Origin of the sequence: Pseudomaricurvus sp. HS19 (assembly GCF_009857815.1) — a bacterium.
GTDB lineage: Bacteria > Pseudomonadota > Gammaproteobacteria > Pseudomonadales > Cellvibrionaceae > Pseudomaricurvus.
In genome coordinates this window covers 1,545,638-1,571,028 of sequence record NZ_WVVW01000001.1, presented here as the reverse complement: position 1 = coordinate 1,571,028, position 25,391 = coordinate 1,545,638, and the positions used below count along the sequence as shown (strand labels likewise).

The window sequence follows — 25,391 nt, the reverse complement described above, 5'->3', positions numbered from 1 at the left end:
CAGATGGCTGGCAACAGGTGGTTTGGGTGTAGCTCAGCAGACGCCGGTGACAGTTTGATGACAGTCGGGGGTGGCAAATCAGCTCACACAACCCTGCCAAAAATCTTCTCTTGATGACGGCCTGGTCTGCACCTCCGGGCTGGCGCCTCGCGCTATGGCTGGTTCCCGGCTGACTGTGTCGCTGCGATATCCGCTCCACCGCCCGGGCTCGAGAGTCAATTCAGCTCATTGCAGCCTTGTTATGGCTGGTAAAAGGCCCGTCAGCGGCCACCGTCAAAAAAGCGTCACCAATCTGTCACACGGGCTTCCTAGCATCCCCTGCAGCTCACCAACCGGTGAATCCTTTGCAAGCGTGATCGATGGGGAAGATAACGACATGAATATGAAAGGCGCCTCCGTGGCAATCCGATACAACCCGCTGTTCAGGGCGCTGGCCCTGACAGCCCTGCCGCTGGTGTGTGCAACCGCACCGCAGGTATTGGCACAGGCGAGTGAGACGCCGGCCCAAAGCGTTGAGCAGATGCTGGTGGTGGGCCAGGCTGCCAGCCTGGATAAGGCGTTGCGGGAGCAGCGTCGCGCCGACAGCATCAAGAGCGTGGTCAGTGCCGACGCGGTGGCGCAATTACCGGATGAGAATGTGGCGGAAGCCGTGCAGCGCCTGCCCGGTGTTTCCGTCGAGCGGGATCAGGGCGAAGGGCGCTTCGTCAGCGTGCGTGGCCTCGGCCCGGACCTGAACAGTGTGCAGATCAACGGTACCGTGATCCCGTCGCCCAACAGCGATACCCGCGCCGTCGCCCTGGATGTGGTGCCATCAGAGTTGGTGGAAACACTGTCGGTGGTTAAGGCGGTCACGCCGGATATGGATGCCAACTCGCTGGGTGGTAGTGTGGAAGTGGAGAGTCTGTCGGCGTTTGACCGCGATGGGCGCTTTTACAGTGTCACCGCCGAAGCCAGTTACGACGACAACGTGGAAGAGACCAGTCCCAAATTCTCCGGTGCTTACAGTGATATTTTCAGTATTGGTGGCGGCACAGACAATCTGGGTGTGGCGCTGGCGTTCAGCTGGCAGGAGCGGGATTTTGGTTCCGACAATGTGGAGACTGGCGGCGGCTGGGATTTTGATAACGGCCCGCGGCTGGAAGAGTCGGAGATGCGCGATTACGCCATCACCCGCGATCGTACCGGCCTGGGGGTTAACCTCGACTACCGTTTCAGTGATAACAGCAGCGTCTACCTGCGCTCCCTGTACAGTGAGTTTACTGACAAGGAGATTCGCAACGCTGCCGGGATGGAGTTTGCCGACGCGCAGTTGGCCGGCGAGCGTGGCGATGCCGAAGGTTGGCGCGAATTAAAAGATCGGGAAGAGACCCAGAAAATCACTTCGGTGGTGTTGGGTGGCGAGTGGATTCGCGGTGACTGGACCCTCAATGCGCAGACCGGTTACAGCCGTTCGTCGGAGGATACTCCCGGCCATATTGCCGGCGCGGTGTTTGAAGGCGATAACGATTTTGTGGATGCCGGCTTCAACAACAGCCGCAAGCCAGTGCTTACCGCTGACAGCAGCTTCTACGACCCGAACGCCTTTTTACTGGAAGAGGTGGAGTGGGCCGAGCAGAAGACCACCGATACCGAACACAATGTCCGCTTCGACCTGGCCCGTGCCTATCAATGGCAGGCTGCGGAAGGTGAAGTGAAATTCGGCGGCAAGTTCAGCCGTCGGGAAAAAGAGAATGACACCAATATCTGGAAGTTCGAGGACCTGGACGCATACGGCATCACCGATGATCAGCGTTTGTTAGGCAACTTCAGCGGCGGCCCGGTGGACTACAGTCTGGGACAGTTTGGTCCGGGTATTCACAGTACGGGTATCAAGCGTCTTATTGGCGGTCTCAATGCCGGGGATTTTTACGACGAGGAAGAGTCCCGCATTGAAGACTTCGATATGCAGGAAGACATTACCGCCGGCTATGTGATGAATACCCTGGCCTGGGAGCGTCTGCAGTTGATCGTTGGTGTGCGCTATGAGGGTACGGAGTTCAGTACTGATGGTACCGGTGTCCGTGATGGCAACTATGAAAGCATCAGTGTGGAAAGTGATTACGATCACTGGCTGCCCGGTGCCCACCTGCGTTACGAGCTGGGTGACAACACACAGGTGCGCGCCGCCTGGACCAACACTGTGGTGCGTCCCTCGTTTGAGCAATTGGCGCCCGGTTTTGTGATCGATGGCGACGAGGCGAGTTTCGGCAACCCTCAGCTGGAGGCACTGGAATCTGCCAACTACGACCTGGGTATTGAGCACTTCCTCGGCCGCGCCGGGGTGTTGTCGGCGTTTGTGTTCTACAAGTCGATCGACAATTTTGTCTATCAGGCCGACATTGCAGGCACCGGCATCTGGTCGACGTTCGATGAAGCCGAGACCTTCGCCAACGGCGACAGCGCCGATCTGTATGGTCTCGAGTTGGCCTGGTCACAGCAGCTGACGTCGCTGCCGGCGCCCTGGAACGGTTTGCTGCTGGGGGCCAATGTCACCCTGAGTCGCTCCGATGCCAGTGTGGGTGATGGTGGTGATGAGCGTGATATCGACTTGCCTTATCAGTCCGACCGGGTAGCCAACGCCATGGTGGGGTGGGAGAACGACACCTTCAGCATTCGTCTCTCTGCCAACTACAAGTCCTCCTACCTGCAGGAGGTGGCGGCGGTGGACGATCCGCAACACGACCTGTTTGTGGACGACCAGACCTTTGTTGACCTGACGGCCCGCTGGTACCTGACGCCGCAGCTGCAGCTGAGCTTTGAGGCGCAGAACATCACTGATGAAGCCTACTACGTCTACACCGGTTCCAGCCGCTTTAATGCCCAGTATGAGGAGTATGGCCCTACCTTCAAACTGGGTGTCACCCTGATGTCGATGTGATTGCTGCCGGCAGCAATCACTGAACCATGGCAGCCAGTTACGACCGGCTGGCTGCTGCCATGGATCTCGCCATAGGCGTCTGGCGAAAGACGCTGTTTATGACGATAACTTTTTAAAGAAGGTAACTATGAAATTTCCGATATTCACCGCCTTGGCTGCCGCCCTGCTGTTGGGTGGATGCCAGGCCGAGGGGCCGTCCCCAACTGCGGGGCGTTGGCAACCGCTGATCCTGTCCGGCAGCGAGTCGGCACAGTTGCTCGACTTTGCGGACCTGACTGATCAGTTGCAGGTGTGGGCCACCGCTGATGCCGGCTTGCAGCTGCGCAGTGCCGACGGTGCCCTGCTGGCAGAGCGCAAGGGCTATTACGAATCGCTGGATGTACGGCCGTTGGGTGATGGCTGGTTGCTGGCGGCCATTGATCCGGTTGCACAGCGCGTGGACCTGTTGCAGCTGGAGTCCGGGGCCGCCCCTGGTTTCAAGGCGTCGCTGACCCTGCCGGATGCGGATCACTCGGTGGAAGGGGTGTGCCTCTACCAGGACGATGACGACAACAGTTTTGTGTTTGTGGTCAGCGAAGATGGCTTCGGTGAACAGTGGCTGGTGGGAAGGGCAGGGCAGCTGTTGTCCAGGCCGCTTTCACTGCGCCGGTTGCCGCTGCCACCGCAGGCAGGTTTCTGCGCGGTGGATGACCAGCGCGGCGAACTCTACGTCAATGAAGAGTCAGTGGGACTGTGGGTTTATCCGGCGGCAGCCGAGTCCGACACCAGCCGTGAACCGGTGGCGTTGGCGGCACCCTATGGAAGCCTCGGCGATGAAGTGGGCAATATGGCAGTCGTGCCCGGTGGTGTGGTGCTGGTGGATGTGGCGGCCGGGAAATTGCATCTGCTGCGCAAGGAGGACGGCGACTGGTCCGTGGTGACCTCTCTGCTGCTGGAGGGACTTGATGACCCGGAGCAGTTGGTGGTGAGGATGCAACCGGACAACCAGCTGCAATTGGCACTGCGGGATGACGACAGCGGCGCCTGGTACCGGCATCAGGTGGCCTGGCAGGACTCCGCTGAACGCGGGGCAACATCACTGCCCTACGTGGCTGCCCTGGTGCAGACCGAACCTGTCAGTGGACATGGTGATGCGGCGGATGACCCGGCCATTTGGGTGGACTACAAGGCGCCTCATCGTTCACTGATCCTCGGCACCAACAAGAAGGAGGGGTTGCAGGTCTACAACCTCGAAGGAGAGCTGCTGCAGTCTCTCGCCATTGGCCGCCTCAACAATGTTGACGTGCGTCAGGGAGTGCAGATGCAAGGTGAGTCGCTGGACCTGGCGGTAGCCAGTCATCGTGACCACAACAGTCTCAGCCTGTTTGTGATCGATCCGCTCACCAGTCGGGTACGGCATGCCGCGGACCTGCCTACCGAGCTGGCCGAGATCTATGGCATCTGTCTCTATCAGCCGGCGGCGGATCAACTCTACGCCTTTGCCAACAGCAAGGAAGGCGAGGTGATTCAGTATCGCCTGCAGGCGGACGCTGAAGGTTTCCACAGCGAGGCGGTGCGCCGCTGGAAAATGGACACCCAGCCAGAGGGATGTGTGGCAGACGATGAGGGACATCGACTGTTTATCGCCGAGGAGGACACCGGTATCTGGGTGCTGGGCGCAGACGCAGACGCTGCGACGGAGCTGGAACCGGTGATGGCGGTGGGAGAGACACTGAAAGCGGATGTGGAGGGTATCGCGCTCTACACCCGCGGCGCAGGTCAGTCGCCGCTGCTGGTGGCTTCCAGCCAGGGCAATGACAGCTATGTGGTGATGGACAGCGTGGCGCCATATTCATTGCTTGCCAACTTCCGTATCGGTATAAATGGAGATGCCGGTATCGACGGTGCCTCGGAAACCGATGGTCTGGAGGTGACTTCCGCCAATCTCGGAGGGGGCTGGTCGACGGGGTTGCTGGTGGTGCAGGACGGTCGCAACCGTCTGCCCCAGGCTACCCAGAATTTCAAACTGATCCCCTGGTCGGGTATCGAGGCGCTGTTGCAAGAGGAGAGACCATGATCAATCGCCGTCAAGTCATGCGTCAGGCGCTGGCAATGCTGGCCCTGGCGCCGATGGTGCCGCAGCTGCGAGCCCAGACCAATAGTGGCGCAACGCGCTTTGACGAACAGTTGCAGGCCACGATGCCGGAGGGGGCAAGCCTGCGCATTATCGCCCGGGCCGGCGAACAGCCACACCCGGGCAGCAGCTATGCCTGGCATGGAGCCCCCGACGGGGGTGCCTGTTTTGCCCATGCTGATGGCGGCTGGGCCTATGTGAGCAACAGCGAATTGCCCATGCAGCAAGGGGGCGCTGGCGCCCTGCGCTTTAACAGGCACGGCGAGCTGGTAGCGAGTTATTCCATTCTCAAAGGCACGACCGACAACTGCGCCGGAGGCAAAACCCTGTGGGGTACCTGGCTCTCCTGTGAGGAGAATGACGAGCAGGGCCTGGTCTACGAGTGCGATCCCTGGGGAGAGCGTGAGGCCCGGCAACTGCCCTCATTAGGGGCGTTCAATCACGAGGCCGCGGCCATGGACCCGGCCACCGGTTACCTCTACCTGACGGAAGATCGACCGGACGGTTGCCTCTATCGTTTCCGGCCGGAAACAAAAGGCGATCTCAGTCGCGGTCAGCTGGAGGTGGCAATTGCTGCCGGCATGCTGGTGAGCTGGCTGCCCATCAACGATGTGCTGGCGGACAAGCAGCCGCTGCGTTACCAGCAGCCCCGTGCCGCGCGCTTCCGCGGTGGTGAAGGCATTATCTGCCATGGTGGGCATATCTATTTCACCACCAAGATCGACAACCGTGTCTGGGGATTGCATTTGCGCAGTGGCAAACTGAGTGTGGTGTATGACGCGGCGCTCAGTGCCGTGCCGATGCTGACCGGGGTGGATAACATCACCGTCACGCCCAATGGTGAGTTACTGATCGCCGAGGATGGCGGTGATATGCAGTTGGTGGCCCTGACCGAAACTCGCGACGCTGTACCTCTGTTGACGCTGCACAACCAGAAACTGTCAGAGATTACCGGCCCCGCCTTCAGTCCCGATGGCAAGCGGCTCTACTTCAGCTCCCAGCGGGGTTACAGCGGGATGTTGTATGACGGGATTACTTACGAGTTGATGTTGCCTTAACGGCGGGACGCTGTGCTACAGGATTCAGGACGCTTCGCTACAGGACGCGTTGCTACAGGACGCTTCGCTACAGTAAGAGCCTGGATTCTTAGTTGCTTTTCTGTAGCGAAGCGTCCTGAATCCTGTAGCGCCAGCGTCCTGTAACCTTTGTTTAAAGCCCCATCTCTTCCCGCAATTTATTCAGCCGCTCCAGGTTCTCTTCTTTACTGAGCGTGGTGGAGCTCTGCTCCGGCAGGCGCTTCACTTCCGGCTCCGGCAGGGATTCGCCGGCTACCACCTGGTCACACAGCCGTTTGTAGTGTTCGCGGAACACCGGGAAGGTGATGCGTTCCGGGTTGTTGGCGAGGAAGAACCAGTCACTTTCGCGACCGGCGTGATAGACCGCTGCGTGGCTCCATTTCTGTTCCGCCTTGGGGCTGGGGGCGCGGCAGGCTTCCATATAGGCGGAGTGCACATCCGGCAGCCCGTGCTGCTGCGGGGTACCCTGGCAATAGGTGAGCATCTTGTGCAGGGTGGGCAGGTAGTCGGATTGCTCAATCGCCTGTTTGGCGGCGCGCAGGATGGTTTCCGGCGCAAAACGCTGCAGCGATTCCACCCACAGGCGCTTGGCCTGGTTGACCGTATTCACATCGCCAAAGGCGCTGTGGTACTGGTTGTGGTAGTTAATCCGGAACAGGGCGAACACCTGGTTGATGGCGTCCACCAGTTCCGGCATTGGTCGTTGCGGGTTGGCTCCCGTCTGCTCAGAACGCCCAGCTGCGGTCGTTGAGGTCGTCGACGAGCGAGCGGTCGCGGGTGCGGCTGGTGGTCTGGTTTTGTTGTCCGTCATGCTGTTGACCCTGTGGTGCTGCAAGCGCGTGGCGCTTGGCCCAGTGGTGTTTTACGTGTTGCAGGAATTTGGTGTTCCAAGAGGTGTGCACCTGGTTGCTGTCGCGCCAGAAGACAATAAACTCCGGCAGCAATTGCCGGGCGAAGGCCAGGTCGATATTGGCCATACGCAGTATGTCGTAGACATCGCTGTCCGGCTGCCAGTCGGCCGGAATCCGGCGTGGCTCGGTGTCGTGCTGCAGGGCCGAGGTGTAACGTGCCCATTGGCGTCGCACATGCTGGATAAACTTGCTGTTCCAGGTGCGTGACCGCTCACCTCGCTCGCCCCAGTAGAGCACAAACTCCGGGATGGCGTCCTGCACAAACTGGGGGTGAATGGCGGCGTGGCGGCAGAGCACATCCAGCGCATCCTGACTGGGGCGCCAGGCTGGGCTCATCGCCACCTCGGCGTCTTTCTGGGCAGTAAAGGTCTCCCGCTGGCGCCACTGGTGCAGCACGTGCTGGTGAAACTTTGCTCCCCAGGAGCGGTGTGATTCACCGCTGTCACGCCAGAAGGTGATGAACTCCGGCAGCTGCTGCCGCATAAAGCCTTCGTCGATGTTGTGCTGGGCGATACGGGCTATGGTTTCGCTGTCCGGCTGCCAGTTAGGTGCAATGGGGGTGGCCCCCATGGCCCGTGGCTGCGGACGATGCTGTAGTTGTGACGTTTGTGGGGCGCTCTGCGGCTGGCGCTGCTCATTGAACGCAAACACCAGCTGACCGCTCTGGGTAAAGGGGGCGGATTGCAGCAGCAATACACCCTTGGCGCGCAGGCTCTGGCTGACCCGCTCAATATCGTGCTGATTCCAGAAAGGGAAAGTCTCCTGCAGCAATTCGCCCGGCAACTGATACCAGTCGCAGCCCTGGTGGGGGTGGCCGGCGAGGGCCCGGGTCAGGTCGTCCAGCACGCTGAGCATAGCGGCCTCCTCCAGGCCAATAGTGGCGGCCAGAGAGGGGGAAACAACCAGTGGACGTTCGGGAATCAGGGAAGAACTCATGGCCGCAACTTTAGCATTTAAGGCGGGGTAAGTCGCTAGGGGCGGTGGTCGCGGCAGGCGTGATCCGGTTGTTTAATTGCTCGTCAATTCAGCTTGTCCACGGGCCAATCGGTCGATATGGCATGACCTCCGGGGTTATGGCCACCCACCAACCCCTCCGGTTACCATAGCCCTTTATTTTTCCGGGGGAGAAAGGCCTGTGGCCAAGGCTAAATCAGCGTTTGTCTGTAACGAGTGCGGGGCGGATTTCACCAAGTGGCAGGGGCAGTGCAGCGAATGTGGTGCCTGGAATAGCCTCAGCGAGGTGCGTCTCGGTCCCACACCATCCCAGCGCACGGAGAAGTTCAGCGGTTACGCCGGTGCTGCCGGTGCGGCCCAGGTGCAGACCCTGGCGGAGATCGACCTGCAGACACTGCCACGCTTCTCCTCCGGTACCGGTGAGTTCGATCGCGTGCTGGGTGGTGGCCTGGTGCCCGGCTCGGTGGTGCTGGTGGGCGGTAACCCCGGGGCGGGTAAGTCCACACTGTTGCTGCAGACTATGTGTTATCTGGCCCGGGATATGGAGGCCCTCTACTGTACCGGCGAGGAATCCCTGCAGCAGGTGGCGATGCGGGCCAAGCGCCTGGGCCTGCCCACCGACAAACTGAAGATGCTCTCCGAGACCAGCGTGGAATCGCTGGTTGCCATTGTCCAGCAGATCCAGCCCAAGGTAATGGTGGTGGATTCCATCCAGGTGATGCACATGGCGGATATACAGTCCGCCCCGGGCTCGGTGTCCCAGGTGCGTGAAAGTGCCGCCTATCTCACCCGCTTTGCCAAACAGACCGGTACCGTGCTGATACTGGTGGGACACGTTACCAAGGATGGCAGTCTCGCCGGCCCCAAGGTGCTGGAGCATATGATCGACTGCTCCATCCTGCTGGACGGCTCCCACGACTCCCGCTTCCGTACCCTGCGTGGCAACAAGAATCGCTTTGGTGCCGTCAACGAACTGGGGGTGTTTGCCATGACCGAGCAGGGACTGCGTGAGGTAAACAACCCCTCAGCCATCTTCCTGCAGCGGGCTGACGAGATCGCCGCCGGCTCTGTGGTGATGGTGGTGTGGGAGGGCACCCGTCCGCTGCTGGTGGAGATCCAGGCGCTGGTGGATGACAGCAACCAGGGGCATCCCAAGCGCGTGGCGGTGGGGCTCGATCACAACCGCCTCAATATGCTGTTGGCGGTGCTGCACCGTCACGGCGGGCTGTTTATTGGTGATCAGGATGTGTTTATCAACGTGGTGGGTGGCGTACGGGTGGGTGAGACCAGTGCTGACCTGGCTCTGTTGCTGGCGGTGGTTTCCAGCTTTCGCGACCGGCCCCTGGGCCACGACCTGATGGTGTTTGGTGAAGTGGGCTTGTCGGGAGAGATCCGCCCGGTGCCCAGTGGTCAGGAGCGTTTGCGGGAGGCCTCCAAGCACGGTTTCAAAAAAGCGATTGTGCCGGCGGGTAACGCGCCCAAAGGTGGTGTTGCGGGTATGGAAGTCGTGGCGGTGAAAACCCTGCAGGAAGCACTGGCAGCAATTGATCAGGGGTGATGGTGGCGTGGGTTAAAGCAGGGAAAATGCAAAAACAAACGACAATTTGGGCAGACTATAGGGCGTCCACCGCCGGAATTGGCTTAATCCGGCAGCTTGAACCATATTTCCTGCAGCAGTGCAGGTGCTGACGCCATGCCTGGCCCGCCTGTGCTTAACCAAAAAACCACAAGGGGTTTCAGCTATGAAAATCATTGGATTTTGTGTCATCGCAGGCCTGTGGCTCGGTATCTCCACTGTCTCCCTGGCGGATACACCGATCCAGTTTTCAACCATCAATCTCAATGCACCTGCGGATGAAAATGTCCGCGGGGTCCGATTCCCGTTTCTCTACGGTAAAACCGGCTCTGTGCATGGCATAGACCTGCATCTGATTGCGCTGGCGGAGACCGATGAGTTCGTGGGGGTGCAACTGCCTTTACTGCTGTTCGGTGCGAATCACACCAACAGCAGTATGAAGGGTGTGGCATTTGGCTTGTGGAACTGGAACAAGGGCCAAACCACCGGACTGAATATGGGGGCGGTGAACATCACTACCCGGGTCAGAGGCGCCAACATTGCCCTGGTCAACCTGAACCGCGAGTCCACCACGTTTGATCTGGGAGTTTTCAATAAAACGGAGCGCCTGGAGGGATTGCAGCTGGGACTGATCAACTGTGCCAAAAATGGCTTCCTGCCCTGCTTTATCCTGTTTAATTTTGGCAAGTGATTTTTACCGTTTTGAAAGGCTCGCCTGTGCAGGTGTGTTTTGCCCGGTTGTCTCACCTCTCCCGGCTGTCCGGAGCCGGGAGATCTGTCACTAAGTTGTGGATGTCTGCGGAAGCGGGGCTGCCACAGAGAGTTAATCCAACAGATCCACCGCTCGCAGTCTGCCGTTGCGTTCAAGACTCATAAGGATGGACAGGTCTGCGGGCTTATTGGTACCCGGGGATGCGCAGAGCCTGGATAAGACAGCCATCAGGGCAAGCGGCTCGCCTTTCACTTCGTCGTCGCTGCCGTCACTGAAAAGCGCTATAAAGCTTTGCAGGCCGGAAGCCAGCTGCAGCCACGGTTTAAAACAGGAGTTTATTCGTTCCTGTGCCTGGGTGAGAAAATCTGCGTCTTTACGGTTGGCATCACTTTCATAGACGGTTCGGATTGCGGACAGGCCCAGGGCAAGGTTTTCGGCCAGCTCGCACCACTTTTCGGCTTTGCGCAGCGCAGTTTTTGCCTTTCTCTTGCTTGATGACCAGCCTTTTTTGCCTTTGCCAATCGAGTTGCGCTTTTCCTGTTGCAGAGCTGCCTGACGGGACTTTCCCTTGGGGGACAGGTAAAAACAGAGCAGTTCAAGAACGGAATCGATATTATCCTTGCGCGCAAGGTACTCAAAATCCTCCTCGTCAAACACTCCCAGGGTTTCCAGCACTTCTGCCAACCGGGTGATAATCAGGTCCCTGTCAATGTGGGGTTTTGCCAACTGAAGCAGTTGTTCCATATCCTCATTTCCCAGGCGGAATCCGGCGTTGATCTGCGCATCCTCAAGCAGCTTGTCGCCGCTGCCGGACTGGCTGAACGCAATTTTCATTGCGTTGGCTATCTCCGTGGTTGATATAAGTCCGGCTTTGCCCAGGCTTTCAAGGAACACATTTAATTCTGTGCGTGTAAGCTCCTCTTCCTTACGACAGATGTTGAGTGAGAGGCTGGCAAGACCCAAATTGCGGGCATTGGAAAGCTGGATGATGTTGATGAGTTCAATGCGGCGTTCGTGGGTGATGCGGTGGCCTTTACGGGATACTCTGGCTTCGTTGATAATGCTGATTCGACCGTTCAGCAGGTCGTGCTCAATAATGACATCGGTGCTGAGTAACGACTGGTTACCAATGTTAAAGTCGAGGACGACGGCACTTATTTCAAGACCGCTTTCCGTGGCCTTCCTGCTCTTTATCAGGCCGCTGTTAAGGTGTATTCCGGGGGGGCGCTTTGCTGTAAGCCGGGTCAGGCTGTTGGTGTTTCCCGTGAGGATTTCCCCGAATTCCGCTTTGTGTTCGGTAAGTGCTGCAGCCGAAAAGGTGACGTCCAGCATGCACTCCCTGCCTTCTGACTGTTTGCGTTGGTGGGACAGGCCCATCTCGATATTGGCAACACTGGCAGCCTCTACAAAGGGCATTAATTTTTCGACTGCCTGAATGTAGCGGCGTAAATATCGGATAGCCTTGGTCTGTGCAGAGGCAAGGGTGTTGTCATGTTCCTCCAGTTTGCTCAGGGCGCGGGATACAACCTGCTGGTTTCCCTTGTGTACAACGGTTGTGACGGTGTCTTCTATCGAATTCCGGGCTGAGGTGAGGAAATCCTCTGCTTCACTGCGAACCCAGTCAGCAAGGGATGCCTTGGCGATATTCATCAGAGGATTCCACTTTGAATCGTCGGCAATGTTACTGCTCGTTGCCCGGGTGAGCTCGGCGTCCAGAACCTGTATAACCGCCTCAACCCAGTTGTTTGTTCTGCCGCTTGCCAGGGCCGTGGTAGCGTTGGCCCAGCGTTCGCCAAAATCCGCAGGGTTCTCGCCGGAGAAGACAGACTCCACATACGCCTGCCAATCCGGCTCATCACTTACCTGAGTGAGGATAACCTTCAGTTCATCCATAAAACTGTCGGTAAAGGTCCATTCGGATTGCAGCCTGCCAATCAACTCCCGCGCCTCTCCCAAAGAGGCGAATAAAGCCTCACTGATCATGGCTGCCTGTTTGCGCGCGTTGATTTCCAGGCCAACATTAACCCCCAGCTCTCGCCGGGATTGATCCGTTCGACTGATGACAACCCGGATATCCTGCAGGGCCCCGGCATGATGTCTGGGAAAGAGTTGCAGGTTGTACAAGCCACTGATTCTGGCGCTGGCTTGAATGCCGAGGCCAAGGTTTTCCAAAACGCTGGAGCCATTAATGGCCGGGGTGCTCAGGGATAGATTGGCGTAAGTCTGTAAGTCGCCGTCAAGGGAGAAGGTAAAGGCGTGCAGATTCTTGCGCAGGGCCAGATACTGGAGCAGGCTGTCAGTGGAGAAGGGGTTGGGCAATGCAGACAGGTCGTTGGCCAGGGAGAGCGCCAGATTTTCGGTTTTCTGGTGCCGGAAATAGAGGTCGGTGTTGAGGGCAGCTGAAAAATTTCCCCCAAGCTCAAAGCTCCCACAGGAGAAGGGCAGGGTGGCGCTGGTGTCAGATTTGGCATGGGCGTCCAGATCCACGGATATAAATGCACTGTCTTCATGAACCTGCGAATCCGGGATTTCTTCACTCTTTCCTGAAAATGCTCTCAGGGCAATCGCATGACTGAGGTCGTAGGAAAATAAAAACGCCGCCGAACCTTTCGGTAACGTCCAGTCGTTGTCAATCCGCAGCGGCCATTCCCGGCTGACGGATTGAGTCCCGACGCTGTCGCAGGCGTCACCGATGCTCTGGAGAAAGGGTGAAATATAACTTTTCACACTGCCGTTAACCCAGCCTTCCAGCGACTCCCAAATAGTGGTCAATTGGGTAGGGACTATGGGGTGTAAAGCCGCAGTGATTCTGGCTTGCAAATCTTCCCCGAATTGTTCATTGGCAATCATTTCAAGTGCCTGGGCAGGACCTTCAACGCCCAGCTCCGACAATATGGATGTCAGTGCGGATGATGCCTCGGCCAGTACCTTGAGGTTGCCCATCTGATCCAGATTTTTCATGCCCGGTCCGCCTTCCAGTCTGTAGGGTTTGGTTGTCAGTTAGTCACTCTTCAGCGCTTTGGGGCCGGCCAGAGTGTCGCCAAATTGCCTGATTCTTAACAGGATGATTTCCGACGCGAAGCCGGATATAAACGCCAGCGCAATGGCGCCGGCATCACCGTCAGGTTGGATGGTGTGATAGCCAATAATGGCAATGAGCGGGGCGGACGCCACCTGCATAAACTGAAATATCACCTCTTCCCTGGCCATGTAGGCTGCGCCATAGGTGCTGCTGTCCTTTTCCCGGTCCCGCCAGTAGCGGCGCTGAATCTCCGGCAGGCGGCGCATAAAACCCACACTGCCGCCAATGGCGGACAGTAATAAGATATATAGCGGAGTGACAAGGCCGCCGCTGATCCGGTAACTGCTATCGTCCGGTTCACATGAGTCTGCCTTGCTTGTGCATTCGGCCTGGACAAAACCGCCGATATTGAATACCCAGGACTGAGTCTCTCTGTTTTTTTCATTTTTTCTGCAGGCGATCAACGCCTTGTTGTCTGTTCCGGTCTGGCACCCTCTGATGATGCCTATGGGACTCTTGGTCATACTGGTTTGAATCGGATCTGTTCCAATCCACATGGTCAGTAAAAACGGGATCATCAAACTGGTCAGACTGGTGGAGTAGCCAAAGATAAAGATCAGCCGCATGTTTGATGAGGTAGGCCTTCCGGTAAAAATCAGGCTGATGACAGTCAGTATAAACAGCGCCGCCTGACACAGAATGTGCAGCATTTGGTACATGCCATCGTTTTCTGTATCGGCCTTTTGTAGTGACTCGTATCCCAGGTATATAAAGAACGCCGCGGTAATGTACAGAGTAATGGCTGAGGCATTGAACACGACATGGTTGTGGCTCAACCCCGCATGACGCTCTTTGCTTAGCAGTCGGTTGTGTGCGTTGCTGATGCGGGCGAGAAAGTGGGCAATGAACAGCCATATTGCAGCAAGAAGGATCAGCGCAAAGATTTTAAAAGCTAGGGTAGGCAGGAGTTGCCAGCCCGCGGCACAAAGGGTGGCGAAATAGGCGAAGTTAATAAACTGGACCAGCGGGATGACCGGAGGGTTTGTGAGTAACGATTGAAGGCTACCAATAATGTTATTCATCGCGGCTATCCCTGTGTCAGAAAATTAACCCCATGGCGCGATAGGTGCTTCGTCCGGCTATGCCATCGGCCACGAGGCCGTTATTTTTCTGCCAATCCAAGAGAGCCTGTTTTGTCTTGTTACCGAAGACGCCGTCGACCCGGATTTTCAGGACTTTCTGTACTTTGGAAACCCACTCACCTTTGCTGCCGGCTTTGACAACTTCATAGTCAACGTCGGGTGATATGCCGGCTACGCCATCCATTCCCAGATTGGCCAGTTCAAAGCCGTGACTCCTGACCCCCTCCACCCGGCGTTCCCAGCCGCGTCCGAAGGTGCCCCAGGTGGACAGGCTTTGCAGAAATTTCAGGCGCAGGTCACACAACTCATCAATAACAAGCCCTATGTTCTTTCGCCGGGTTTTCTCCAGGGTTTTGGGACCGATATGACCATCTTTTGTCGCTCCTACCGTCAGTTGCAGCCAGCCGGCACTGCGGCCAGGACCGGAATTGACGGCGGCATCGAAGACCACGTAATCAACGCCGTTTGGCAGTTCATCGCAATGGCACTTGTGCCAATACTCCTTGCTGTAAATACGTTGCAGCTCCTCATCCGAAATTGCTTTCAGATCATTCTTGCTGGCTTTGGGTTTGTTCATGACTCGACGGTAGGTGGCCAGGGTTACCCCTTTCATGGTGGCGCCGCCGGGATCCTCCGGGTGATCAGACCAGCCTCCCTCATGAGCCAGGACATGTTGGAGTGACGATACAAAATTGTCTTTCATGGCATCTCCGCTATCCGTTTTGGACACCCACAGCTGTATCGCTATAGCTGTGGAGGGGATTGATGAAATGCAGGGCTGGCCCGTGTTCGCTGCCAAGGGGCAAGCCATGGAGTCAGAGGTGGCTTTATTGGGGGCGCCGGAGAAATTCAGGGGTACCAATCCACGGGAAACAATCCAGAGGGGACAAGGAGGATTGGTTGACGCACATCCTATGCCGGTCTGTCATCCTTGATTATTCAGGGTAGCCCTATATTTTCAGGCGTCGAGGGTTTTATGTGCCAGTCAAAAAAATATGCGGCAATAACTGATGAGATACACCTGTATCTGGCAATAACTTCAGTTGTATTCGTCTCTTCTCAGATGCCCTTATGCTGAAGGGTTGCCAGAGCTGTCCGGGTCATTTGACGGCTGAAGTGCGTCAGTTTGTGGTGCTCCGGCTCCCAGCCCATAAGGAATCTCTCAAAGTCAGCCCATGCCATCGGGAACAGGTTTCGCCACTGAAGCTCCAGGTCGCCCGTGGGGAATGGCAGCTGCCGTTTTCTGATGACAGCGTGGAGAGCGGAAAAATAGCTGTCCAACAGATTTTCCCACTGTGACTCACAGGCGTCTTCGCTCAAGCAGCTGCCCATAAAATAGGCCACGTCCTTCATGCCACAGCCGGCTCCGATGTACTGGAAGTCCACCGCCGCCACCCGGGATCCGTCGGCACTGAAGCAGAAATTGGCGACCTTGGCATCACCATGCACCAGTGTGGTGTAGTCGCTGCTGTTCAGTTCCTGGTCGATTGCCGGTGCCAGTTGTTTCAGCGGGCCTTCGGCCATCTGTTGCCACTCGTCGGGTCGTGTCTGCAGGTGCCAGTAGGTGCCGGACGACCACAGCTGTTTCTGCCAGCCGCTTGCAGGTCGGTACTGCAGGAAATGCCCATGCAGCTGCGCCAACCAGTGCAGGCAGGGTTCGCACTCCGACGCAGCGAGCTGTTGGCGGCGCTGGGGATAGCCGGCGGCATCCAGGTCTTCCAACAGCAGCAGGTGCGAGTTGTCTACAGTGTGCCGGGCATAGCAGTGGGCTGTGCGGGGTGAGTCAGGCAGTTCCTTTGACCACTCGCCGTACCAGTGGCTTTCCACCTCATAGGAGTGCAGCTTGCGCTGGTGGCCGAGGTTGCTGTTCCAGCCTCTCGGGTGGCTCCTGCGCGTGGGTGGTTCTATCCGTTTGGCAATGAGGCTGTCGGGAACTTTGGGATCGCTGCTATGCAGGTGATAGCGTTCAATCTGGCCATAACCACTCCACAGGGTTTGCAGCGGTAGTGGAGCCGAAACCTGGGTGCTGTCGAGGGCAAAGGTTTGCGCGATCAGTTGGGTAGGGGAGAGCATGGTAGTAGGGCAGTGCCGGCGGTAGGTGGGACAGGAAGGCAGTATAACAAGCCCTGCCCGGGGCTCCAGCTTAGGGTAAGGCAGTTTGCGATAGCGGGCGGTTATGCACCTGGAAGAGATAGCCGGGATCCAGGATCTTGCCATGCTGATGCAGTTCTACATGCACATATTCGTGGGTAGTCCCCAGATTGCGGGCGATGGCGTCGCAGGTGTACGTGACTCTGAGGGCATATGGGAAGTGATGTTCTACGGTAAAAACCTGTTTGATACCGAGCGTGTGATCAGTCGTGAGGCGACGCCTTACCTGGCCAGCTACCGGGATGCTACTGCCGGCTTTGCCGAGGTGCAGCGGACTTCTGACTACCGCGGCATTAAACTCAATTCACCGCGGGAATTTGGTATTAACTTCCGCTACAACTTCTGATCTCTGGTATCAGATGCTCCAGTACTTGCCGGCCTTTTCAGGCCGGCTTTTTTATGTCTGTCATTTATGTTGCTGATTGGATTGCTGCATTGCCAGATAACTGCGCAGAGTGAGATAGAGCATCAGGCCATTAACCAGGTGCCAGAGAAAGTGGGTGCCTGCCGGCCATTGGTCACACAGCACCATATCCAGTGAGCGAAACGTCAGTGACAGGGTGAAGAGGCCAACCGCAGCCAGCATCAGGTTGCGTCCGCTGGAGGCCAGCCGTCGATGAGCCACAGCGATTCCCAGCAGAAACAGCCAGGCAGACAGATAGGTGACGGAGCCGTTCAGCCAGTGCTTTGGCAGCAACCCAAACAAGAGGGTAATCGCAACAAAGGCGGTTAACGTCAGCGAACTGGTGGGCAGTGGCGCCAGCCCGGCTCGACGTGCCAGGGCAAGACTGTAGACGGTGATAAAGCTGAGTTGGTAGAGATAGATCGGCAGCAGGTCTGCGACCCGACTCCAGCGATCGGCAAAGGTGTGGTACAGAAAGCTGCCGATACCTACCATAAGCAGCAGCAACACCAGCCAGTAGCTGGAAGTGGTGTGCTGTTGACGCTTGTGGCCCCAGTGCCAGGCAGCCACGGCGGCGATAAGAAAACTGATGTTGGAAAGTGCGTTGAGCGGCTCTGCCCAGAACTCCGCTGTCAGCCGCTCGCAGTATTCATCCAGTGATTGTGTCCAGTCCATGTATGCGGATCAACTCGTTCCCAGAATCTTCTTTTTGGTCGCGGCAAACTCGTCCTCGGTCAGGCTGCCCGCATCCTTGAGGGTTTGCAGGGCCAGCAATTGTTGTAACTGCTGGTCGTTCACCGGTTGTTGAGGATCGGTGGCGGGAGGTTGGCTCATGCCCAGCCACTGGCCGATCTTGCGCACGATAGCCTTCAGCACTCGCCAGATTTTTGGCAGCAGCCAGATAGCCAGCAGGATAAACATGACCAGCAGGACCAGGAATAGCAGAGGGTGATTGAGAGCGGTCCAGAGTCCGGCCAACACCAGCAGGTCTTCACCAATGGAGGCCCCCCAGTTGGTAAAAGGCTCCGGTGACGTATTGATGACGGCGCGGGTACCCGCCTTGGTCAGGTGGCTGGTGGCAGCCAGTCCGCCGCCCATAATGCCGGCGGCGATTTCCAGTGCCGGAGTAACGTCACCTACTGCGCCGGCGGCCAGCATGGCGCCAGCGGGAATCCGGATAAACGTGTGCAAGGTGTCCCAGCCGGTATCGACTCCCGGTGTCTTGTCGACAAAAAACTCCACGAAATACATTAACCCGGCGGCGAAGATCACCATGGGATCGGCCAGTGTCTGCAGGCCGGGGGGCAGGTCGATATTGCCTGTAGCGCCGCCAATGCCAAGTACCAGTAGTGCGGCGTAGAGATTAATGCCGCTGGCCCAGGAGACGCCCATGGTGAGGGCGAGGGTACTGAGCAGGGCCTGATAGGTTTCCATAGTGTGCCTTAGCTTGAGATCCTGTTAACGCCCCGCAATGCGGGGCGCCGGCATAAGCCGTCAACCAGTGTATCAGTGGCGCCCGCCATCATGGAATCGCTTGCCATCGTGGCGATCGTGGTTCTTGCCCGGTTTGTTCCAGTTGTTGGTGTAGTAGTGCTTGGGTGGGCGCTTGTAACCGTCGTGCCCTTTTGACCACGATTTGTGATGGTGGCCGCGGTCATCCTTGTACTTGTGTTTGTGGTAGGTGTCTTTACCGTGCTTGTTCCAGTACTTCCCATAGGCCGGCGGGTAGTGCTTGTGCTGAGGGTAGCCGGAGTAGCGGCGATAGGTGTAGCCGGGTCCCGATTGCAGGCTCAGGCGCTCGCCACCGGAAAAATGCAGGTCGACACTGTAACCATCAATACCGCTGCGGTCATTGTAGCCATGGGCTGCCGCGCCAAAGCTGGCCAGGCACAGCAACGCTGCAAGCAGGCTCTTGCCTCTGGGCAGCAAGCGGTGGTGGCGGGAGGGGGTTGCTGTGGTTGATCTGTTCATGACAGGTCTCCTCTGATCGGACAGGTCCAGTCTGCAGGGGCAGCGCTGAACCTTGTCTGAACAGTGACGACATCAACCGCAGCGGGAGGTGATGGCTCAGCGCTGGGTGATCAGGCCAACAAAATTGCAGGGCTTCTGGCGGCTGTCCAGCTGCGGCTTAATAATTTGGTCCCAGCCGGTCTGACAGGCGTTATTGGAACCCGGCAGGCAAAAAATGACTGTGCGGTTGGCGATGCCGCCGACACAGCGGGATTGGATGGTGGAGCTGCCAATCTGCTCAAAGGAGACCTGGCGGAACAGCTCACCAAAGCCGTCAATGGTCTTGTCGAACAGTGGCAGCATCGCCTCCGGGGTGCTGTCGCGGCCGTGAAAGCCGGTGCCGCCGGTAATCAGAATACCGTGTACCAGTTCATCGGCAATCCAGCGTGAGGCCACGGCGCGGATCTGGTAGATATCATCCTTGACGATGGCGTGATCGACGCAGCTGTGACCGGCTTCGTGCAACGCGTGACGCAGCAGCTGGCCGGAGGTGTCGGTGGCTTCAGTGCGGGTATCGGAGACCGTCAGCACGGTGAGGTTGAGGGGGGTAAAGTCGCTCATGGCGTTGTCCTGGTGAGTTCTGGTTTGTCGTTATTCATCGGTCAGTTGCAGGCCGCATTTACGGGCGATAAAGCGGGCAATGGTGTCCACATGATTAAGTGGCAACCAGGGGCCTTCGCAGCGATAGTCGGCGGGGTTAACAGGCACATCACTGGCGATGGCTACCAGGTGCTCTGCCTCATCATCCAGCGGCCGGGGGTTGTGGTCCAGGCGCACCACCTGCAGCTTGCGATGGGGGCCGCGCTTGAAACCCTCTACCAGAATCAGGTCGGCCGGATCCAGCTGCACCAGCAGGTCATCGAGCTCCAGTTCAGGCCCTTCCACTTCTGTCATCAGCGCCCAGCGCTTGCTGGAGGAGAGCAGGACTTGTTGCGCGCCGGCTTGCTTGTGGCGAAAGCTGTCGCTGCCCGGGCGATCAAACTCAACGTCGCAGTGGGCGTGCTTGATGGTGGCGACCTTGAAGCCACGCTCGGTGAACCAGCTCACCAGCTCGGCCACCAGGGTGGTTTTGCCGCTGTTTTTCCAGCCGGTAATGCCGAAAACGGGGCCGGGGAGGGGAAAGGGGGTGATCACGGGCTGGCTCACTCTGCTGTGGTTGTATCGGTTCTCAACCACCGGTAGCGTTCATGAAACGCACGATCTGGGGGCTGTCGTCCTGGTAGAAGTGGTGTCGTTCCGGCTTGTGGCTCAGGGCATTCACGATGGTCTGTTGCAGCCGCTCATCGTCACCCGGGTGGGCGCGGATGACGGCTTTCAGGTCGACAGCGTTTTCATTGCCCAGGCACAGCAGCAGTTTGCCCTCGGCGGTTACCCGCACCCGGTTACAGCTGCCGCAGAAGTTATCGCTGTGGGGGGAGATAAAGCCAATCCGGCTGTCGCTGCCGGTGATCTGCCAGTAACGGGATGGGCCGCCGGTGCGATAGTCGCTGGGGTGAATTTCGTGATGTCGGGAAATCAGTTGTCGCAGTTCGGCGCTGGTGCAGAGCTCTTCATGGCGCTGGTGCTCGGTGACCTGGCCAAGGGGCATCTCTTCGATAAAGCTGATATCCAGACCCTGCTGCAGGGCAAAATCCACCAGCGGCAGAACTTGCGGGAGGTTGCGCTGGCGCAGGATCACCGCGTTGAGCTTGATTCTCTCAATCCCGGCGTCGCGGGCTGCCTGAATGCCGTCCAGCACCTGATGCAGGTCGCCGACGCGGGTCAGCTCGCGGAATTGGTCGGCATCCAGGCTGTCGAGGCTAACATTGATGCGCCTCACTCCTGCGGCTACCAGTGCCGGCGCGAACTTGCGCAGCTGGGAGCCGTTGGTGGTAAGGGTCAATTCCTGCAGGCCGTCGAGATTACCCAGCTGCGGCAGCAGGTTCTCAATGCCCCGCCGCACCAGGGGTTCACCACCGGTGAGGCGAATGCGTTTGACGCCCAGTGCCACAAAAGCCCGGCAGATGGCGGCGCTCTCTTCCAGCGTTAATACCTGCGCACGGGGCAGGAACTGCATCTCCTCCGCCATACAGTAGACACAGCGGAAGTCACAGCGGTCAGTGACCGACAGGCGCAGGTAGGTAATTTGGCGGCCGAAGCCATCTGTCAGGTGCATGGGGCTATTGTGCCTTAAGGAGGGGGCTGGGCGCTACGCTACAGGATTCAGGGCGCTGCGCTACAGGACGCTCCGCTACAGGGTTCAGGACGCTGCGCTACAGGACGCGTTGCTACAGGATTCAGGACGCTTCGCTACAGGAGGGGGGCGGGATCACCTGTAGAGAAGCGTCCTCTGGTTACACCTGATACGCCAGTTCTTCATCCAGGATCTGCTGCAATTCCGGCACGCAGGAGCCGCAACCGGTGCCGGCGAGGGTGGTTTCACTGATGCCACTGACGCTGTCCAGGCCTTGCTCGCGGATGGCGTTACAAATGGTGGTTTTCCCCACTCGCTTGCAGGCGCATACCAGTTTGCCCTGTGCCAGACGCCCCTCGGCCACACCGGTGAGGATGGAGCGTTCCACATGTTCATCCACTTGCTCATCCAGCAGGTTTTGAACCCATTCAAAGTCCTGGTCCTGCAGGTTGGGCGCGATCAGGTAACCGGCCTGCAGGCGTGACTGGTGGATAACGGCACAGCGGAACTGGCCGTGAGCGGGGCTGCTGAAGTTGAGCTGGCGGCCCTGGCCCAGATTCTCGCACCAGGGTTGCAGGCTGGCCTGCAGTACTTCCGGGCTCTGCTGGCTGGCAATGCGGTACAGGTAGCCGCCCTTCACTTTCTGGCGTACCCAGTAGTCCAGGGCGCTGGTGTCCAGCACCACCGGTGTCAGCAGCAGGGCTTCGCTGCGGTACTGCCAGGCGGCAATGGCTACCGGGGTGAATTTAAACTCCGGCTGGCCTGAGACTGCATCGGTATCCGGGCTCACCAGTGAGCAGACCCTTCCGGCGCTGGACATCACCCCGGTCCAGTGGATGGGCATAAACAGCTGGCCACGGTTCACCTTTTCCGACACATCGACCCGGATGCAGGCTTCGCCCCACTCGTTGCGCAGGGTGGCGATGCGCCCGTTCTGCAGCCCATAGGTATGAGCGTCGGCGGGGTTAACGGTGACATAGGGTTCCGGCAGGTGGGCCCCCAGTCGCGCCGACAAACCGGTGCGGGTCATGGTGTGCCACTGATCGCGGATGCGGCCGCTGTTGAGGCTCAGGGGGTACTGCTTGCTGATGGCCGAGGCGGGTGCGCGGTGGCGTACGGCCACAAAGTGGGCTTTGCCGCTGGGGGTGAAAAAACGGCCGTCGCCAAACAGGCGCTTGTGTTCAATGCCTGTGTCGCGGCGGGTCACCGGCCACTGTTGGGGGGCGAGCTGGTTGTACTCGCTGCCCGTCATCCCTACCAGTCCGGTCAGGTCCAGGTCACGCTTGGGGCGCTGGCGGCTGTCACGATTGTCGAGCCCGGTCATGCGGGCGTACTCGTCAAATACTTCACCTTCGTGCAGGTAGTTAAACGCCTCGCCAAAGCCCATGCGTTTGGCGACTTCACACATGATCCACCAGTCGGGCTTGCCTTCGCCGGGAGTGGGGAGCAGACGGCGCTGGCGTGAGATACGACGCTCGGAGTTGGTGACGGTGCCGGACTTCTCACTCCAGCCCTGGGCTGGCAGCAACACATCGGCACAGCGGGTGGTGTCGGTATCGGCAATACAGTCTGAGACCACTACCAGCGGGCAGTTTTGCAGTGCGCGGCGGATCTTGTCTGCATCCGGCAGGCTTACCACCGGGTTGGTGGCCATGATCCACACCGCCTTGATGTCGCCGCGATCAATGGCATCGAACATATCGACGGCTTTCAGTCCCGGTTTGGGTGTCAGGCGGTCGGTATTCCAGAAGCGGCTGATCAGGCGCTGGTGTTCAGGGTTGTCGAACTCCATGTGGCAGGCGAGGGTGTTGGACAGCCCGCCCACCTCGCGCCCGCCCATGGCGTTGGGCTGGCCGGTAACGGAAAACGGCCCACAGCCAGGCTTGCCGATACGGCCGGTGGCCAGGTGGCAGTTGATAATGCTGTTGACCTTGTCGGCCCCGGAAGTGGATTGGTTCACTCCCTGGGAGTAGAGGGTCATGACCTTGTCAGTGTGGGCGAACCAGCTGTAGAACTGCTTCAGCGCTTCCTGGTCGCAGCCGAGAACACCGGCCAGCTGTTCAAGGTCGCTGCCATCATCCATGGCACACATCAGCGCACCGTTAAAGCCGTCGGTGTATTTGGACACATACTCCTCGTCCACCTTCTGGTGGTTGGCGAGGTAGCTGAGCAGGCCGTTGAACAGGGCGACATCGGTGCCAGGCTGGATGGCCAGGTGCAGGTCGGCAATCTCGCAGGTATCCGTGCGGCGAGGATCGATTACCACCACCTTCAATTGCGGGCGCTGCAGCTTGGCGGCCTTGATCCGCTGATAGAGCACCGGGTGGCACCAGGCCAGGTTGGAGCCGGTGATGACCAGCATGTCCGCCTGCTCCATATCGCTGTAGCAGCCGGGCACGGTGTCGGTGCCGAAAGCGCGCTTGTGGCCGGCAACGCTGGAGGACATGCACAGGCGTGAGTTGGTGTCGATGTTGCCTGAGCCAATAAAGCCTTTCATCAGTTTATTGGCGACGTAGTAATCCTCGGTGAGGATCTGGCCGGAGACATAAAAGGCCACGGAATCCGGACCGTATTTCTCCATGGTGTCGAGGAAGCTTTTGGCAACGTGGTCCAGGGCGGTGGCCCAGTCGGTACGGGCACCCTTTATAGACGGGTGCAGCAGGCGACCGTCGGGGATTACGGTTTCTCCCAGGGCCATGCCTTTGGAGCAGAGGCGACCAAAGTTGGCGGGGTGTTCCTGATCGCCGCGAATTTCCAGCAGACCATTGGCCGCGGGGCGCGCTTCGATACCACAGCCGACTCCGCAGTAGGCGCAGGTACTTTTTATCCAGGCTGACGTTGACACAGTTGGACTCCGTTAAAAATTCAATCTCTGAGCTGTTCTGTTTAATTAGTGGCTGCTCTGGGCAGCAATACCCAGTTTGAGCAATAAGCGAGCCAACTTCTGTTGTTTATGGCTGGTTGGCGGCTTCTGGAGGGGAGGGCCTTGATTGTGGCGCCTAAGCCCCTGTTTTTGATCGCTATTTGTACAGATGCCCTGTTTTTGTGATCTTTTATGGTGCGTTTTATTAAATTGTCTAGGCATTTAAATTTTGTCATTTGAGTAATCGTGCTCCGAATTAGGTTCACTTGTGGTGCATATCGCACCAAATTGAATCGTTTTTATGGTGCAGTTTTGGCATTTCCCGGTGCAAAGGAGAAATGCCGCTCAGGGCCTCTGGTTTTTTAACTGTCTGATTTTCAAGAATAAAATATTTTTTATGCACCAGTTTGGAGGATTGGCATCCTCCTTGCTCTACTGTCCGTGAACGCAATTGATCGGCCCTGCCGGTGCACAGGCTTCCCGGAACTTCCTCCGGAGCCGCTGCCAGCAGGGCTCAACCGCAGAGAGCGAATGAGTATGCCAAGCCCAGAAATCGTAAAACTGCCAGCCTCCGCCGCGCACGCCGTGGGCAAGGTGTGGCTGGTGGGTGCCGGTCCGGGCGACCCGGATCTGCTGACGGTAAAGGCCCTCCGTGTCATTCAGCAGGCGGACCTGATTTTGTTTGACAACCTTGTGAGCGAAGAGATTCGCGCGCTGTTCCCGGCCGCAACCAGAGCCCTGTACGTCGGCAAGATCAAGGACGCCCACTCCATTCCCCAGGAGCTGCTTAATGAGTTGTTGGTGGAAAAGGCTCGCCAGGGACTGAAGGTCTGTCGCATTAAGGGTGGTGACCCGTTCGTCTTTGGTCGCGGCGGTGAAGAGATGCTGCGTCTGAAGCAGGCTGGCATAGAAGTGGAACTGGTTCCCGGTATTACCGCAGCTGCCGGCTGCACCAGCTACGCCGGTATCCCGCTGACTCACCGCGGCATCTCCCAGGGCTGCACCCTGGTGACGGCTCACGGCGAAAAGTCGCTGGATGTGAACTGGCAATCCCTGGCTGGCCTGCAGCACACCCTGGTGTTCTATATGGGCCTGAGCCGCGCCGGCATGATCAGCAGCGAGCTGATTGCTGCCGGCATGAATAACAACACCCCTGCAGCGCTGATCGAGCGCGGCTGCTGTCCTGAGCAGCGCGTGATTCGCGGCAGTTTGCAGGAGCTTGAGGAGCTGGTGGCCAGGCACGAAGTGCAGTCGCCAGCCCTGATTGTGGTGGGGGATGTGACCCGCCTGGCGGACCAGCTGGACTGGTTCCAGGGCGACACAGGTTACCCCGCAGCTTCAACCGAAATTCAAAAATTGACAGCTTGA

At 58.3% G+C, this 25,391-nt stretch carries 20 protein-coding genes; 7 read left to right on the top strand and 13 right to left on the bottom strand.

The window, feature by feature from the left end; genetic code table 11:
- Positions 1-376: 376 nt before the first annotated feature.
- The 3 genes from GSF27_RS07065 (at position 377) to GSF27_RS07055 (ending at position 6,088) form a co-directional block, all read left to right on the top strand.
- The gene (locus tag GSF27_RS07065; RefSeq protein WP_202410282.1) at positions 377-2,917 is read left to right on the top strand and encodes a TonB-dependent receptor; all 2,541 of its coding nucleotides are present in this window, start codon (positions 377-379) and stop codon (positions 2,915-2,917) included.
- Between the two features lie 127 nt (positions 2,918-3,044).
- Complete coding sequence (locus GSF27_RS07060; protein ID WP_160967072.1) at positions 3,045-4,973, top strand: phytase; 1,929 nt, start codon at positions 3,045-3,047, stop codon at positions 4,971-4,973.
- A complete protein-coding gene (locus GSF27_RS07055; RefSeq protein WP_160967070.1) occupies positions 4,970-6,088 on the top strand; it encodes an alkaline phosphatase PhoX in 1,119 nt (372 codons plus the stop codon). The genes GSF27_RS07060 and GSF27_RS07055 overlap by 4 nt, the downstream gene beginning before the upstream one ends.
- Positions 6,089-6,239: 151 nt before the next feature.
- Here the strand turns inward: GSF27_RS07055 and GSF27_RS07050 are convergent, their stop codons facing one another.
- On the bottom strand, positions 6,240-6,803 hold the full coding sequence (locus GSF27_RS07050; RefSeq protein WP_237457359.1) for a replication protein P: 564 nt from the start codon (positions 6,801-6,803) through the stop codon (positions 6,240-6,242).
- Positions 6,804-6,831: 28 nt separating this feature from the next.
- Positions 6,832-7,953 carry a DnaT-like ssDNA-binding domain-containing protein gene (locus tag GSF27_RS07045; protein WP_160967066.1) on the bottom strand — a complete coding sequence of 374 codons (1,122 nt, stop codon included), beginning with the start codon at positions 7,951-7,953 and terminating at the stop codon, positions 6,832-6,834.
- Between the two features lie 199 nt (positions 7,954-8,152).
- On the opposite strand from GSF27_RS07045, the gene radA reads away from it, so the two are divergent.
- Together radA and GSF27_RS07035 are read left to right on the top strand one after the other, a co-directional pair.
- Positions 8,153-9,529: a DNA repair protein RadA gene (radA, locus tag GSF27_RS07040; protein ID WP_160967064.1), complete on the top strand. Its 1,377-nt coding sequence runs from the start codon at positions 8,153-8,155 to the stop codon at positions 9,527-9,529.
- A gap of 184 nt (positions 9,530-9,713) precedes the next feature.
- Positions 9,714-10,238 carry a VC2662 family protein gene (locus GSF27_RS07035; protein WP_160967062.1) on the top strand — a complete coding sequence of 175 codons (525 nt, stop codon included), beginning with the start codon at positions 9,714-9,716 and terminating at the stop codon, positions 10,236-10,238.
- Between the two features lie 132 nt (positions 10,239-10,370).
- On the opposite strand, the gene GSF27_RS07030 is transcribed toward GSF27_RS07035, so the two are convergent.
- The 4 genes from GSF27_RS07030 to GSF27_RS07015 all read right to left on the bottom strand — a co-directional run bounded on the left by GSF27_RS07030 (position 10,371) and on the right by GSF27_RS07015 (position 16,496).
- A complete protein-coding gene (locus tag GSF27_RS07030) occupies positions 10,371-13,220 on the bottom strand; it encodes a hypothetical protein (protein WP_160967060.1) in 2,850 nt (949 codons plus the stop codon).
- Positions 13,221-13,259: 39 nt separating this feature from the next.
- Complete coding sequence (locus GSF27_RS07025; protein ID WP_160967058.1) at positions 13,260-14,363, bottom strand: hypothetical protein; 1,104 nt, start codon at positions 14,361-14,363, stop codon at positions 13,260-13,262.
- A gap of 16 nt (positions 14,364-14,379) precedes the next feature.
- The gene (locus GSF27_RS07020) at positions 14,380-15,126 is read right to left on the bottom strand and encodes a glycosyl hydrolase 108 family protein (RefSeq protein ID WP_160967056.1); all 747 of its coding nucleotides are present in this window, start codon (positions 15,124-15,126) and stop codon (positions 14,380-14,382) included.
- A 356-nt stretch (positions 15,127-15,482) separates the two neighbouring features.
- A complete protein-coding gene (locus GSF27_RS07015) occupies positions 15,483-16,496 on the bottom strand; it encodes an oxidoreductase family protein (RefSeq protein ID WP_160967054.1) in 1,014 nt (337 codons plus the stop codon).
- A gap of 142 nt (positions 16,497-16,638) precedes the next feature.
- On the opposite strand from GSF27_RS07015, the gene GSF27_RS07010 reads away from it, so the two are divergent.
- Positions 16,639-16,920 carry a hypothetical protein gene (locus tag GSF27_RS07010; RefSeq protein WP_160967052.1) on the top strand — a complete coding sequence of 94 codons (282 nt, stop codon included), beginning with the start codon at positions 16,639-16,641 and terminating at the stop codon, positions 16,918-16,920.
- A gap of 60 nt (positions 16,921-16,980) precedes the next feature.
- On the opposite strand, the gene GSF27_RS07005 is transcribed toward GSF27_RS07010, so the two are convergent.
- The 7 genes from GSF27_RS07005 to GSF27_RS18085 form a co-directional block, all read right to left on the bottom strand.
- The gene (locus tag GSF27_RS07005) at positions 16,981-17,652 is read right to left on the bottom strand and encodes a ceramidase domain-containing protein (RefSeq protein ID WP_160967050.1); all 672 of its coding nucleotides are present in this window, start codon (positions 17,650-17,652) and stop codon (positions 16,981-16,983) included.
- A 9-nt stretch (positions 17,653-17,661) separates the two neighbouring features.
- A complete protein-coding gene (locus GSF27_RS07000; protein WP_160967048.1) occupies positions 17,662-18,411 on the bottom strand; it encodes a DUF4126 domain-containing protein in 750 nt (249 codons plus the stop codon).
- 72 nt (positions 18,412-18,483) lie between these two features.
- A complete protein-coding gene (locus GSF27_RS06995) occupies positions 18,484-18,948 on the bottom strand; it encodes a hypothetical protein (RefSeq protein ID WP_160967046.1) in 465 nt (154 codons plus the stop codon).
- A gap of 96 nt (positions 18,949-19,044) precedes the next feature.
- Entirely contained in the window at positions 19,045-19,548 is a 504-nt protein-coding gene (gene moaB / locus GSF27_RS06990; protein WP_160967044.1) for a molybdenum cofactor biosynthesis protein B, read from the bottom strand.
- A gap of 30 nt (positions 19,549-19,578) precedes the next feature.
- Positions 19,579-20,121 (bottom strand): molybdopterin-guanine dinucleotide biosynthesis protein B, encoded by a 543-nt coding sequence (mobB, locus tag GSF27_RS06985; RefSeq protein WP_370462574.1) that lies wholly within the window; start codon positions 20,119-20,121, stop codon positions 19,579-19,581.
- 34 nt (positions 20,122-20,155) lie between these two features.
- Positions 20,156-21,142 (bottom strand): GTP 3',8-cyclase MoaA, encoded by a 987-nt coding sequence (gene moaA / locus GSF27_RS06980; protein ID WP_160967042.1) that lies wholly within the window; start codon positions 21,140-21,142, stop codon positions 20,156-20,158.
- 178 nt (positions 21,143-21,320) lie between these two features.
- On the bottom strand, positions 21,321-24,005 hold the full coding sequence (locus GSF27_RS18085; RefSeq protein WP_160967040.1) for a nitrate reductase: 2,685 nt from the start codon (positions 24,003-24,005) through the stop codon (positions 21,321-21,323).
- 555 nt (positions 24,006-24,560) lie between these two features.
- On the opposite strand from GSF27_RS18085, the gene cobA reads away from it, so the two are divergent.
- On the top strand, positions 24,561-25,391 hold the full coding sequence (gene cobA, locus GSF27_RS06970) for a uroporphyrinogen-III C-methyltransferase (protein WP_202410280.1): 831 nt from the start codon (positions 24,561-24,563) through the stop codon (positions 25,389-25,391).